We start from the raw sequence: 12,501 nt of genomic DNA, 5'->3' as shown, positions 1-12,501 counted from the left end.
AGGATGAAAAAGAATGGTCCAACATTTAACCAAGTTATCATCAGCTGAATTATCGATGCTGTGGAGCACCTATATTGGTGACACGATGTCTATTTGTGTGCTGAAACATTTTCTACAAACCTGTGAAGATCAAGACATTAAACCAATTATTAAACTGGCGCTTAGCTATTCCTATGACCATGTGACCCAAGTTTCCGATCTATTTACAAAGGAAGGGATTCCTCTACCTAATGGATTTGGAGAACAAGATGTGAACATGCAGGCAAAGAAGCTTTTTTCTGATGTTACCTACATGCGTTATTTGCAGCATATGGGGAGAACCGGATTGAACTCATACAGCTTAGCGAAGTCAGTTTCCGCGCGGAAAGACATCCGTGCCTTGTTCAAACAGTTTTACAGTCAAACAGAAACGTTATTTGACCGAAATGCGGAACTGATGCAGGAGAAAGGTGTCTTTATTCGAGCCCCTTATATTTCTTATCCGGATAAAATAGAGTATGTGACGGAGAGAAAATTCCTTGGGGGGCTAATCGGTGCTCCCCGGCCGCTTCTTGGAATAGAAATTGCTCATTTAGGAGTGAATATCGAAGTGGCTAATGTAGCAAAAACTATCCTTTTAGGCTTTAGCCAAGTAGCTCAATCCAAAAAAATAAGTGACTACTTTAAAGATGGATATGAGTTAGGGAAGAAGATGGTGGAGGATTTTATGATTAAGCTAAAAGAAGATGACAACTCCTATCCATCCACCTGGGATTCGACCATTACAAACAGTACTGAGGCACCATTTTCTGATAAATTGATGCTATTTCATACGAATGCACAAAGTGCGATTGGTCTTGGCGATTTTGGACTTGCGATTGCTTCATCCTTTCGAAAGGATTTAATCCTAAGTTACGAAGGGTACATTCTTCGGGTAGGGGCCTACGCGAAAGAAGGGGCAAACCACTTAATTGATCATGGATGGTTTGAAAAACCACCACAATCGATTGACCGGGAATCGATAAGAAATCAAAATAAATAACCTCTTTTGAAGGCTAACAAGAGCGATGCTTATGTAACGAAGCATCGTTTTTTCTATTGGTAGAATTAATGGCGATTCTTTCTTTTTACAATAGAAACAGAAATCCACACAACGGCAGCACCAATAAAAGCGACGAAAATTGGAACGAAAACATTGTTTACCATAGACATTCTCCTTCTTTTGGACGATATATTTATTGTATCACGCTTAGAAAATATTGGATATAATCAAATTAACTTTGGTCAGCTACTATTTCACCGCCATTTGTTGGTGGTTTTTTTATGCAAAAAATTTTTTTCATTCTCTGTAACGAAAGAGACGTCAATCGGATATATAGTGCGAAAGGAGGTTAAGCCTTGGGGGAACTAGATGAAATATATCACCAATATTCGGAAGGCGTTTTTAAATATTTGATGTGTCTTTGCCATAATGCCGAATTATCAGAAGAACTTACACAAGAGACTTTTTATCAAGCAGTGAAATCCATTGATCGATACAACGGGGAATGCAAAATGTCCGTTTGGCTCTGTCAAATCGCAAAGCATTCCTATTATAAGCACCTTGAAAAAAGTAAGAAGCAACGTCAACCTACAGAGATTTTTCAAGAGCAGATTGTACATACATCACCTGAAGCAGAACTCATTCATGCGGAAGACAAAATGGCTCTTTACCGAATGATCCACCTGCTTGAAGAGCCCTATAAAGAGGTTTTACTCCTAAGGCTCTTAGGCGGTCTTAGTTTTAAAGAAATAGGAGACATCCAGCGGAAAAATGAAAATTGGGCAAGAGTGACGTTTTACCGCGCAAAAATGAAATTACGAGAAAGGGGAACGAGCGGAAATGAACAATAACTGCTACATTGTGCGCGACTTACTGCCGTCTTATATAGACAAGCTGTGCAGCCATGAAAGCAATCAGTTTATCGAAGAACATATTAGTTCCTGTAGCGAATGTAAAAATGTCCTTGATACCATGAAAGAGGAAGTGGAGGGGGCAGACGAACTCGACCAAGTGAAGATACAGGTGGCGAAGAAGCCCTTCCAAAAAGTAGCGGACTTTTTTAAGGCACAGAAAAAATTGACGAAGTACGTACTTATTGCAGCACTCCTCTCATTGGTCGCAGGGGCCGGTTTTCTGGTCAACTCCATGGTTGAATGGAAAGAAAATGAGAACGAGATTAATAAGCTAGAAGTGGTAGAACAAGAGAGAGCAGACATTATGTCGGATGTATTTGATGCTCTAGGGGTGTCAAATGATGTAACTGCACATGAAGAAAAACAGCTGTTTGAGGTATTTAATAAATATAAAAATAAGCTGAAACTGTTGGCTATTTTTCCAGCGGAAGATGTTGAGGATTGGATAAAGGAAAATCCATCCGTTACTCATGAACCTACCACCATTTTTCCAATTGATTATAAAAAGGCTGCCAAGGTCATTGGAACCGAAGGAATGATAGAGCGGAAGGATCGAATTATTCCAAGTGATTATGATTTTGGCACAGTGGTAATGGCGAATACCAAATGGGTCATTCAATATGAATACAAAAGTTCATATGAACCGAAGATCGAGCGGCACCATCAATTAAAATACTATGGTCCGAGTATCTGGACTATTTTCTTGTTACCCATTCTTTTATTTGCTATAGGAAGTGTGCTAATCATTGTTTGGTGGTTTTTGAAAAAGCATATTAAACAGCTAAAGGATGTAATAGGATAAATACTGGATTGCTTGTTGTGTATGAAAAAAACATTCAAGAGTGAATTAGCAGCTAATTCACTCTTGAATGTTTATTGTGTTTGTTCATTTTCTTTTGACATACTTCCCTCACCATTCACTGGATGCGGCTGACCGTACCCTTCCACATTCCCCGCATGCTCTTTGTGATATTCCGAACCGGAACCTACACTATTTTGGGCTGAATTCCCATTTTGCTTTTCATTTTGATTAGACATTTATGCTCACCTCCTAGACATAGTTAGATTGCTTATAATCCTTTTAATTATTCAGGGTATGTAAGAAATTAGAAAATTTCTCTTTTCCGGTATTCGATACAACCTATTCGGCTGACCTGTACCAAGAGCATACCATCCAGGATGTTAAAGAATCCTTCCAACGAAAATAGAGCGGATTGAAACGCTGGCATTAAGCAGCTCATATCGGTCAGATCCTAAAAAACAGTAAAGTGTACAGGAATAATTAGGGACCGCAGAGAATGAATTAATACTAGCTTATAATTGGGTATACAATAGTAAGGAGGGTATGGGGATGTATAAGAAAATTGCGTTAGCAACAGATGGGTCTGAACACTCCAAGAGGGCTGCTGAAAATGCGATACATATGGCAAAATGCAGCGCTCATTCCAAGATTGAAGTCATTTACGTTGTGGATTATGACAAAGTAAAGTCTGATGTCCTTAGTCATTGGAATGCCGCAGATATTGGTGATACCCGGAAAAGTCGAATGAGAGAAGTGGAAAGAATGGCGAAGGAATCAGGAGTATCCTATGAGATTAAAATTCTCCACGGTGATCCTGGCCCAACCATTGTGGATTACGTGAATAAACAAAATTTTGAAATCGTTGTCGTTGGCAGTCGAGGGCTGAATGTACTTCAGGAATTTGTGTTAGGCAGTGTGAGCCATAAAGTGGCAAAGCGGGCAAACTGTCCTGTTTTGATCGTGAAATAAAATGGAGACCCGTAATGGGTCTTTTTATTATGGATGTAACTCCCAGTAAAATTTTAGATGTTTTATTGAAAAACAAAGAAAATAGAAGGAAATCAAAGTTAAGGTAAAGTGTGTCCGCTTACATTAGGTTTCACAAATTTGTCACATTCCTTTATACTATGTTCTGTTATCAACGGCCCCGACTTTCATGAGAGTTGAAAGTCAATTAAATAAAAACAAAACAAAGGGAGAGGTGCTAGATTTGAATTTAAATACAATTAAATATGAATGGTTTGGAAACATCAAGGGAGATGTGTTGGCAGGGATTGTGGTGGCTATGGCTTTAATTCCAGAAGCGATTGCTTTCTCTATTATTGCCGGGGTAGATCCAATGATCGGGCTATACGCTTCCTTCTGTATCGCCGTTACGACTGCTTTTGTCGGTGGAAGACCTGGGATGATTTCAGCTGCTACAGGTGCAACTGCTTTATTGATGGTGACATTGGTGAAAGACCATGGTTTGCAGTATTTACTTGCAGCCACAGTGTTAACAGGTGTGATCCAAATTATTATGGGTGTGTTAAAGCTCGGTCGTTTGATGAAATTTGTTCCGCGTTCGGTTATGACTGGGTTTGTTAATGCGCTTGCCATTTTAATTTTCACGGCACAGTTGCCTCATTTTGTGGGCGAATCATGGCAAATGTATGCGATGGTTGCGGGTGCTCTTGCAATCATTTATATTCTGCCTCGTTTTACAAAAGCGGTCCCATCACCATTAGTGGCTATTCTCGTGATCACGGCAATTTCTATTTTTACAGGAAGTGATGTACGTACGGTAGGGGATATGGGTGAATTAACATCAAAGCTGCCTATATTCATGATTCCGGATATTCCATTAAACTTTGAGACACTCCAAATTATTTTTCCATATTCTTTATCTATCGCTATCGTGGGTCTAGTGGAATCATTATTAACGGCTTCAATCGTGGATGACATGACAGATACGCAAAGTGATAAGAATAAAGAAGCACGTGGACAAGGGATCGCGAACATTGTTTCTGCTTTCTTTGGCGGTATGGCTGGATGTGCGATGATCGGCCAATCGGTAATTAATGTGAAATCCGGTGGACGTGGACGACTGTCTACGCTGGTAGCCGGTGTATTTCTAATGACCTTAATCGTTTCGTTAAAAGGCTTCCTCGTGCAGATTCCAATGGCAGCCCTTGTCGGGGTTATGTTCATGGTATCGATTGGTACCTTTGATTGGTCTTGCTTAAAATCCTTTAAGAAGGTGCCAGTTACGGACACACTTGTTATGGTTGTCACTGTCTCGACGGTAATAAAAACACATGATTTATCGAAGGGTGTTTTAATTGGTATCATCTTAAGTGCGATTTTCTTCGCAGCAAAGATTTCAAAAGTGAAGGTCACAAGTCTATCAGCAGAAGGTTCACATAAGAAGGTGTACCACGTTTCAGGGCAACTTTTCTTTGCTTCGGTCACAGACTTCGTCAATAGCTTTGATTATAAAGAGAACGTCGCTGAAATTGAATTAGATTTATCCAATGCTCACCTATGGGATGACTCAGCTGTGGGCGCCATCGATAAGGTGGTCATTAAGTACCACCAAAATGGAGTTAAAGTAAATCTTAAAGGAGTTAATACGGAAAGCAACAAGCTCCTTGAAAAAATTGCCGTTCATAATAAGCCAGGCGGACTAGAGAAGGTCGCGGGGCATTAATAAAAGATTTGGGGACAGTCCCCCGTTGCGCTAAAGTGCCGGGGGACTGTCCCCAATTTTTATCTATTCATCACTCTTTGTACTTCCGGATGATTCATGAGAATTTCATTGCCATAATAATAGCTAAGGGCCAGTACGATGACGAGACCGATATAAATGAGAAATAATTGTACCTTTGTTTTTTTATCGGTTTTATAGTAGGTTTGCGTCGTGCGAACCTCTTTTTTAAACTCGGTTAGCTTTTCTTCTAAACGGTTGATCAAACCTTCCATTCCATCTTGATTGTCAGTTTGCAACTCTTCGGTTAAAGAATATGAACCTGTTAATTGCTGGAGATACAGCTCCTTTTTCCTTTTTTCAATTTCCATATTGATGGCTTGAAGTGCTTCTGTGATTTGAAGGTTCTTTATGCTCCATTTGGCCTTAGTAACGATTCCCTGGATTCCATCGAGAGGAAGACCCCCCTGCTTTAATTTTTCCATGACGTACTCCAGTTCCTGTATTTCTGCTAGATCATTGTTAAGGCTTTTTTGTTTTTTGTATAATTTATACCATTCTGTTGATCCTAGAACGACAATGAGGAAGCCGATGAAACTAATATTTATAATGGAAAAAGCCAATAATGAGATGATTCCTAATCCCCATAGCTTCGTGCTAATCCCTGCCGCAATTCTCCCGCCATCTAATGGGGTAATCGGAATGAGGTTAAAGAGATTTATCATCCCGCCTAAAATAATCAGCAGTGCCCAGAAGGGTTCGTGTGTAAAAAGATACAACGGAATGGCAGGCAAAAAGGATAACAGTCCGAACAATGGACCCATGTAGGCAACGAACCCTTCCTCTTTTGCGTTTTTGGGCATTTCCTTTAGGCCGATTACTGCACCCATAAAAGGGATAAAAATGGCTGGGCTAACAGAAAGCTTGATCCGTTTTGCCGCATACAGATGTCCCATTTCGTGCACGAACAATAAATAGACGAGAGCCACAGCAAACTTCCACCCAAAGATCAGCGCATAGGTCCCGAGATAGATAAGCATGCTAATGAGTGTTTGAACCTTAAGGATCTTAAAGATAACCAAAAGATATTTTAATTTACCTAATAGTAGTGCGACGATCGTCCCAAGTACGCCCCAAGTGGTTTTCTTGCCGCCATTTAACACCTTTTTCTCCAAACAAACATCCCCTTTAAAAACAATCCCGTTTGTAAAAGCCATAAATCTATTATACATGAAATAATTGGAAGAAAAATGAGATATAATGATTATAGATTGCTAAAATAGGAGGCAAAATAATGAATGTTTTTATTACATTTTTAATGATTGTTGTTCCTATTTTATTGTTCTTTGGATTGATTAATTATTTATATTATAAAAATTGGACATCAATATATATTGCCCTTAATGATGAAAGTTATTTTCGAGCGATTAGTAAACTAAGGCAGGCCGGGATTCGGTATAAGACCAAAAATTCATTTAATCAAACCACCACACCTATGTTCGGGGGAAATCGTCAAAGACATTACGAGATTTATGTTAAAGACAAAGATGTGAACTATGCAATTCAACAGTTGCATTCCAAAGGATATTAAGATGTTGTAGATGAGTAAGCTATATGATTTTTAAAAAAGAGAAAGAGGGATGATGTAATTGAATAACCTGACAAAATTTAAAATCTTTAAGCCAGCAAATGAAGTATTTGAAGCCTTTGTAGATCCTTCAAAAATCGGGAATTTTTGGTTTTCTTCAAGCTCTGAGCGATGGGAACAAGGGAAGACTATTACATTGAGATATGATGAATACAATGCTGAAGTTGTTATTAAAGTATTGGAAATCATTGAAAATGCGAAAATTGTGTTCTCGTGGGGTGAAAATCATCTGGTCACAATCACACTAAACGAGATTGAGAATGGGAGTACCATTATTGAAGTGAACGAAGAAGGCTTCAAAGAGGATGATGACGAGCTCATCAATAAATTAATTGATAATAAAGAAGGCTGGGTCTATATGTTAAGTTGTTTAAAGGCCTATATGGAATTTGATGTGACTAAGCTGAGAGCTGGAATAGTGAAAGATTGATTGCAACAAAAATAACCAACTCAAACTAAGAGTTGGTTTATTTATTTTTTATAGCAATAATTGTTGTTTGTATAGTTGAATGAATCAACATTCTTTGATTTGGACTTATTAAAATGACCTCTAACACAACACAATTATTCTATATGGCGTGGTTTGGGCCGGGATGCTTTTCGTGGCAGGCCCATAAATAACAATGAGATCTCGGTTCGTAGGACTTTTTGAAAAGGATTGCCCATTGGTTAAAACCATTTGGGTATAGGGCGAGAGATTTAATCGTAATTGACCATCACTACTCAGTAGCTGACTATCAAAATAGGCTACTTTTACATTCTGATATGGACTATCTTTTACCATGACAAGTGCTCGATATTGCGGTGGGTAAATGAGCGGTACAGGTGCATTCCCATCATAATATCCCGTTACTCGGTCTCCGACTGCCACCATTACATGATCTACAAAGTAAGTGGTAGGCGAAACTACGAAATTTGCGATGGTTCCTGCTTCATTTTCTACAGTCATTAATTGATAACAGCCTTCTCCTTCGCCAGTTTGCCCGGTATAAAAATCACTAATCATGGTGACAGTCCCATGAAAAGAATAAAAATTTATCATGTTCAACCCTCCATTGCTTTAAGGCAGGCGGTGGACCTATAGTCCCCCAATATAGGAATATGTGGGTGACAACCTATATGCCTGTGCGGATGCCTACAAAATTTAGGGACAGTCCCCCGTCGCTTTAGCGCTTTAGTGAAGTGGGGGACTGTCCCCTTTTTAGGCAAACGCCCATTTCTATGGGAACAAGTTGTTAGGCGTGTGACTACGGAATAGGATAAGGGGAGATGAAAAAGTAAGGAGTGCATTCTATGTATCCTAATCCCTATAATCAGCAAGATTATGTATATTCAACTCCAGTCCAACAGGTAGATTATCACTATATTACTCATGATGAAAGACAATTTGGCGGGTTTCAACCACCATTCGGCCAACCTGGTCAAGGAGGGGGTTTCCAACCCCCATTCGGACCGCCTGGTCAAGGAGGAGGTTTCCAACCCCCATTTGGACCGCCTGGTCAAGGAGGAGGTTTCCAACCCCCATTCGGACCGCCTGGCCAAGGAGGAGGATTTCAGCCGCCATTCGGGCCACCAGGTCAAGGGCCATCCGGGCAACCGGGCCAAGGAGGCCCAACATCCGGACCGCCAACAACACCACCGCCTTCGTATGTTCCCCAACAACAAGCAACCGCATTTGCCGTTGATCCAGGTGGGATTAGACGGTGTCTTTTTAGGTTTACGTATATATGGCTAAGAGGAAATGAGCAGTTCTGGTTTTTCCCAATCTTTGTTGGCCGAGATTCAGTCGCAGGGTATCGTTGGACTGGATTTAGATGGATGTATTTCGGAATTAGCCTGCGCCAAATCCAATCGTTTACTTGCGTCTAATAAAAAGTGTGTACATGAAAAGGCTGCTATCCTAGCAGCTTTTTCTATTGGTACGATAAAATGTAATCAGACAGTAAGAGCAAGATCGAGGATGAATGCAAACCGTACTTCTTGTAAAATAAGAGTCAATTAAGGAGTGATCCAAAGAAAGGGGAATTTCCCTGATGGCAAAGCTTACTTTTTCGTTTGACGAAATGTGGGAGAAAATCATTGCCTGTGACCGGTCCTATGACGGGCTTTTTTATACTGCAGTGAAAACAACCAAGATTTACTGCAGGCCCTCCTGTCGATCCAGAAAGCCGAAGAAAAGGAATGTGGAATTCTATTTAGTGATGAGTGAAGCGGAACAGGCGGGTTACAGAGCATGTAAGAGATGCCAGCCAGAGGCCGAACATTCCCCACACGAAACACTTGTACGAAGTGTGATGGTGTACCTTGCTGAGCATTATAAAGTGAATCTCACTTTAGAGGGAATTTCCTCTCATATCGGCGTGAGTCCCTACTATTTGGAAAGGCTGTTTAAGAAGGAAACACTAGAAACACCGCGAACCTACTTGGAAAAAATAAGAATAGATAAAGCCGCATTTTTGCTTAAAAGCACAGGACTGACGAACCTGGATATTTGCTATGAAGTGGGTTTCCAAAGCCCTTCTAATTTTTATAGGGTGTTTAGACAGAGGAAAAAGTGTACACCGAGTGAATATAGAAATTTGGTTAGTGAGGGGGTTGACGGCAATGATTGAGATAAATCCCCCAGAAGACTTTAACTTTAAGGAATGTTTAGTTTTTCTAGGCAGGTCTGACCAAGAATTGCTGCACAAGATAATCGATGGATATGTATTTAAATTGCTTAAGGTTGATAAAGAACTCGTTTTATTGAAAATTGGGTACAAGAATGATGCGATTCAGGTTGAATTTCCAATGGGTGAACCCGCTTTGGGTGCTCAAAAAATGGCCGCGAAGTATGTAGTGGATTGGTTTGATTTGGACCAGGATTTAGCAGGATTTTATGAAATAGCACAGAAAGATCAGATGTTGCACCGAGTCGTAAGTAAATATAGAGGATTGCGCATGATTGGTATACCGGATTTGTTCGAGGCTCTTACATGGGCGATCATGGGGCAGCAAATCAATCTGACCTTTGCTTACACCTTAAGGAAACGGTTTGTGGAACGGTTTGGCGAAAGTTTGACCTTTGAAGGAGAAACCTACTGGTTATATCCTACTTTTAGTCGGATCGCAGAAATAGACGCAGATGCTTTACGAGAGCTTCAATTCACGGCCAGAAAGGCTGAATATGTGATCGGTGTTTCTCGAGCTATGGTGAATGAGGAACTATCGAAGGAAGATCTCCTTAGGATGGAGGACTATCAACAAATCCATGTTTATTTGACTAAATTAAGAGGCATTGGTTCTTGGACAGCAGATTATGTGATGATGAAATGCCTTCACCAAAGGGCAGCGTTTCCCATTACAGATGTGGGTCTTCACAATGCAGTAAAAATCCAGTTAGGGCTTGAGCGAAAGCCTACCTTGGTTGAATTGAAAGTAATGGCGGCGGGCTGGAAAGGCTGGGAAGCTTACTCGGTGTTCTATCTATGGAGGTCTTTATATGTATAAATTGGATTACCCATCTCCAATTGGAGTGGTTGAAATAGTAGCGACGAATGAAGGAGTTCTTTCTATTTTGTTTACTGAAAGGGACAGTCCCTTAAATGTGAGGAAGTCTGATACGCCTAAAGTGTTAGAGGATGCTAATAGTGAACTGGATGAATATTTTAGGGGGGAGCGGCAGACGTTTACTTTTCCTTGTATCGTTGATGGAACGCCATTTCAGCAAAAGGTATGGGAAACTTTGAAAGGTGTTCCGTTTGGTGGTACGGCATCTTACAAAGACATCGCTGTTTCAATGGGAAACGATAAGGCCATCCGAGCAGTGGGAAGTGCCAATGGAAAAAATAAGTTGAGCATCGTGATCCCTTGCCATCGAATCATTGGCTCAAATGGAAAGTTGACAGGCTATGCGGGAGGGCTCTGGAGAAAAGAATGGCTTTTGCAGCATGAGAAGAGGACTTTTAATCAATAGGATTTTGTTCACCAATTGATTCGGACAAGATGACTATGGGGAAGAGGAAAGCTGTCTAAATGAGTCCTTGATTCGGACAAGATAGCTATGGGGAAGAAGAAAGCTGTCTGAATGAGCCCCTGATTGGGACAGGATAGCTATGGAGAAACTTGGGAAGTTCAAGACGAAAATACCCCTAGGGATAAAATAATAGGGAATTGGGGGCTTAGTTTATCAAAGGATGGGCAAAACTTGGGACCTGTTGATATTAAATCTACATCCAAGCATACAAAAGAAAGGAATATCGAAACGATAAAACTGCCTGATGAACCAGGATATTATGTTGGCCAAATATCTATAGGAACCCCTTCAGGGAGAATTGAATATGTGTTCAAGTTCAATATAAAGTAGCTATGTTATCGGTCGACTGAACGAATTGAATGTTAGATAAAAGGTGCGTAAATTCTTAGGATTTACGCACTTTTTATTACGGTTTGTCAAATTGCCTCGATTGGCTATCCGAAAAGTCCTTGTTCGGATGCAAGAACCCGATATCGACCTATTTCAAAAGGATATCGTCCAGTTTCAACAACATATCAACCACCACCACCCAAACACACAAACAACCAGGCTATTTACCTGGTGCAACCCCTACCCAAAATACAGTATTAAACTAATTTCACTTTGACCTATTAGACAGCACTGCCCATTTATGTAAAGTTTACTTGACATAATGTATAGTTCATGTTACATTGTGTATAACAAATTTTACCTAATTTGGAATTTAGAGTGCAAGGGGTGTAAACTATGACTTATCAAGAAAAGAAAAGCATTGTATCGTTAATCAGCGCTATACTCATTTTCGTATCCTATAGCTTATACATGTATCCTCAGCATCCTGGAGGGGGTCTGGAGTCGACCGAAACCTTTCGATATTGGGGTTCTTTTGTCCTCATCTTAACTTTGGTATCAATAGTCGCGCACATCATAATCAGCATTATTTTTAACATCGTCTTCAGAATAACAACTAAAGAAAAGGAACCGAAATTTGCCGATGAACTAGATAAGTTAATTGATTTGAAAGCAAACCGAAATTCATTCTTTGTGTTTATCATCGGCTTTCTACTTGCAATGGGCTCGCTTGTTATTTATCAGCCGTCACAGGTGATGTTCATAATCCTGATTATTTCAGGGTTCCTTTCCGATGTGACCGGCTCCGTTACGAAACTTTATCACTATAGGAGAGGAGTATAAAATGGGTAAAATTCTTGTCGGCAATCACATTCGCAAATTACGATTCAATCATGATGAAATGACCCAGCAGCAATTGGCTGACAAGGTGGGCGTAACAAGACAAACCATCGTGGCTCTCGAAAAGGGAAACTACTCCCCATCTCTAGAACTCGCTTTTCGCATTGCTCACGCCTTTAACTTACCGTTGGAAGAGGTATTCTTTTACGGTGACCATACAAAGCTGTAGGAACTAGGCTTGTTTT

17 protein-coding genes are annotated in these 12,501 nt (G+C 40.2%); 14 read left to right on the top strand and 3 right to left on the bottom strand.

From position 1 onward, the window contains the following. Window positions 1–13 precede the first annotated feature (13 nt). The 3 genes from ABES03_RS03410 to ABES03_RS03400 all read left to right on the top strand — a co-directional run bounded on the left by ABES03_RS03410 (window position 14) and on the right by ABES03_RS03400 (window position 2,737). On the top strand, window positions 14–1,021 hold the full coding sequence (locus ABES03_RS03410; RefSeq protein WP_430115140.1) for a DUF3231 family protein: 1,008 nt from the start codon (window positions 14–16) through the stop codon (window positions 1,019–1,021). Window positions 1,022–1,377: 356 nt separating this feature from the next. Continuing rightward, the gene (locus tag ABES03_RS03405; RefSeq protein ID WP_430115137.1) at window positions 1,378–1,872 is read left to right on the top strand and encodes an RNA polymerase sigma factor; all 495 of its coding nucleotides are present in this window, start codon (window positions 1,378–1,380) and stop codon (window positions 1,870–1,872) included. After that, complete coding sequence (locus tag ABES03_RS03400) at window positions 1,862–2,737, top strand: zf-HC2 domain-containing protein (protein WP_430115135.1); 876 nt, start codon at window positions 1,862–1,864, stop codon at window positions 2,735–2,737. Before ABES03_RS03405 ends, ABES03_RS03400 begins: the two co-directional genes overlap by 11 nt. Window positions 2,738–2,808: 71 nt before the next feature. Here ABES03_RS03400 and ABES03_RS03395 read toward each other — a convergent pair whose 3' ends face one another. Beyond that, window positions 2,809–2,973, bottom strand: a complete 165-nt coding sequence (locus ABES03_RS03395) for a hypothetical protein (RefSeq protein WP_430115134.1) — start codon at window positions 2,971–2,973, stop codon at window positions 2,809–2,811. 313 nt (window positions 2,974–3,286) lie between these two features. Here ABES03_RS03395 and ABES03_RS03390 point away from each other — a divergent pair, with 313 nt between their 5' ends. Both ABES03_RS03390 and ABES03_RS03385 read left to right on the top strand, forming a co-directional pair. Further along, complete coding sequence (locus tag ABES03_RS03390; RefSeq protein WP_430115132.1) at window positions 3,287–3,706, top strand: universal stress protein; 420 nt, start codon at window positions 3,287–3,289, stop codon at window positions 3,704–3,706. Window positions 3,707–3,947: 241 nt separating this feature from the next. Then, complete coding sequence (locus ABES03_RS03385) at window positions 3,948–5,426, top strand: SulP family inorganic anion transporter (RefSeq protein WP_430115131.1); 1,479 nt, start codon at window positions 3,948–3,950, stop codon at window positions 5,424–5,426. A gap of 59 nt (window positions 5,427–5,485) precedes the next feature. Here the strand turns inward: ABES03_RS03385 and ABES03_RS03380 are convergent, their stop codons facing one another. Then, a complete protein-coding gene (locus tag ABES03_RS03380) occupies window positions 5,486–6,598 on the bottom strand; it encodes a site-2 protease family protein (RefSeq protein WP_430115129.1) in 1,113 nt (370 codons plus the stop codon). Window positions 6,599–6,717: 119 nt separating this feature from the next. Here ABES03_RS03380 and ABES03_RS03375 point away from each other — a divergent pair, with 119 nt between their 5' ends. Then, the gene (locus ABES03_RS03375; protein WP_430115128.1) at window positions 6,718–7,014 is read left to right on the top strand and encodes a hypothetical protein; all 297 of its coding nucleotides are present in this window, start codon (window positions 6,718–6,720) and stop codon (window positions 7,012–7,014) included. Between the two features lie 58 nt (window positions 7,015–7,072). Further along, entirely contained in the window at window positions 7,073–7,501 is a 429-nt protein-coding gene (locus tag ABES03_RS03370; protein ID WP_430115126.1) for an SRPBCC family protein, read from the top strand. 120 nt (window positions 7,502–7,621) lie between these two features. Here ABES03_RS03370 and ABES03_RS03365 read toward each other — a convergent pair whose 3' ends face one another. Then, window positions 7,622–8,113, bottom strand: a complete 492-nt coding sequence (locus tag ABES03_RS03365; protein WP_430115124.1) for a hypothetical protein — start codon at window positions 8,111–8,113, stop codon at window positions 7,622–7,624. 323 nt (window positions 8,114–8,436) lie between these two features. Here ABES03_RS03365 and ABES03_RS03360 point away from each other — a divergent pair, with 323 nt between their 5' ends. The 7 genes from ABES03_RS03360 to ABES03_RS03330 all read left to right on the top strand — a co-directional run bounded on the left by ABES03_RS03360 (window position 8,437) and on the right by ABES03_RS03330 (window position 12,485). Continuing rightward, window positions 8,437–8,940, top strand: a complete 504-nt coding sequence (locus tag ABES03_RS03360) for a hypothetical protein (RefSeq protein WP_430115187.1) — start codon at window positions 8,437–8,439, stop codon at window positions 8,938–8,940. Between the two features lie 164 nt (window positions 8,941–9,104). Continuing rightward, the gene (locus ABES03_RS03355) at window positions 9,105–9,683 is read left to right on the top strand and encodes a bifunctional transcriptional activator/DNA repair enzyme AdaA (protein ID WP_430115122.1); all 579 of its coding nucleotides are present in this window, start codon (window positions 9,105–9,107) and stop codon (window positions 9,681–9,683) included. After that, a complete protein-coding gene (locus tag ABES03_RS03350) occupies window positions 9,676–10,560 on the top strand; it encodes a DNA-3-methyladenine glycosylase family protein (protein WP_430115120.1) in 885 nt (294 codons plus the stop codon). Before ABES03_RS03355 ends, ABES03_RS03350 begins: the two co-directional genes overlap by 8 nt. Next, window positions 10,553–11,026, top strand: a complete 474-nt coding sequence (locus ABES03_RS03345) for a methylated-DNA--[protein]-cysteine S-methyltransferase (protein WP_430115118.1) — start codon at window positions 10,553–10,555, stop codon at window positions 11,024–11,026. The genes ABES03_RS03350 and ABES03_RS03345 overlap by 8 nt, the downstream gene beginning before the upstream one ends. Window positions 11,027–11,149: 123 nt before the next feature. Continuing rightward, the gene (locus ABES03_RS03340) at window positions 11,150–11,416 is read left to right on the top strand and encodes a hypothetical protein (protein ID WP_430115115.1); all 267 of its coding nucleotides are present in this window, start codon (window positions 11,150–11,152) and stop codon (window positions 11,414–11,416) included. Between the two features lie 396 nt (window positions 11,417–11,812). Then, on the top strand, window positions 11,813–12,259 hold the full coding sequence (locus tag ABES03_RS03335) for a hypothetical protein (protein ID WP_430115113.1): 447 nt from the start codon (window positions 11,813–11,815) through the stop codon (window positions 12,257–12,259). Between the two features lies 1 nt (window position 12,260). After that, window positions 12,261–12,485, top strand: coding sequence for a helix-turn-helix transcriptional regulator (locus ABES03_RS03330; RefSeq protein WP_430115112.1), 225 nt, complete (start codon window positions 12,261–12,263; stop codon window positions 12,483–12,485). Window positions 12,486–12,501 lie beyond the last annotated feature (16 nt).

The organism is Neobacillus rhizosphaerae (assembly GCF_050477885.1).
In the GTDB taxonomy this organism is placed as follows: domain Bacteria; phylum Bacillota; class Bacilli; order Bacillales; family Cytobacillaceae; genus Neobacillus; species Neobacillus rhizosphaerae_A.
Note: the sequence above shows the minus strand (reverse complement) of the source record. Positions and strands in the feature narration are given on the sequence as shown.

Excerpts from the sequence above, each read along its gene's own strand:
- ABES03_RS03410 (WP_430115140.1), top strand. The coding sequence starts at position 14 with ATGGTCCAACATTTAACCAAGTTATCATCAGCTGAATTATCGATGCTG.
- ABES03_RS03395 (WP_430115134.1), bottom strand. The coding sequence starts at position 2,973 with ATGTCTAATCAAAATGAAAAGCAAAATGGGAATTCAGCCCAAAATAGT.
- ABES03_RS03350 (WP_430115120.1), top strand. The coding sequence starts at position 9,676 with ATGATTGAGATAAATCCCCCAGAAGACTTTAACTTTAAGGAATGTTTA.
- ABES03_RS03345 (WP_430115118.1), top strand. The coding sequence starts at position 10,553 with ATGTATAAATTGGATTACCCATCTCCAATTGGAGTGGTTGAAATAGTA.
- ABES03_RS03330 (WP_430115112.1), top strand. The coding sequence starts at position 12,261 with ATGGGTAAAATTCTTGTCGGCAATCACATTCGCAAATTACGATTCAAT.
- ABES03_RS03355 (WP_430115122.1), top strand. The coding sequence starts at position 9,105 with ATGGCAAAGCTTACTTTTTCGTTTGACGAAATGTGGGAGAAAATCATT.
- ABES03_RS03400 (WP_430115135.1), top strand. The coding sequence starts at position 1,862 with ATGAACAATAACTGCTACATTGTGCGCGACTTACTGCCGTCTTATATA.
- ABES03_RS03375 (WP_430115128.1), top strand. The coding sequence starts at position 6,718 with ATGAATGTTTTTATTACATTTTTAATGATTGTTGTTCCTATTTTATTG.
- ABES03_RS03365 (WP_430115124.1), bottom strand. The coding sequence starts at position 8,113 with ATGATAAATTTTTATTCTTTTCATGGGACTGTCACCATGATTAGTGAT.
- ABES03_RS03390 (WP_430115132.1), top strand. The coding sequence starts at position 3,287 with ATGTATAAGAAAATTGCGTTAGCAACAGATGGGTCTGAACACTCCAAG.
- ABES03_RS03335 (WP_430115113.1), top strand. The coding sequence starts at position 11,813 with ATGACTTATCAAGAAAAGAAAAGCATTGTATCGTTAATCAGCGCTATA.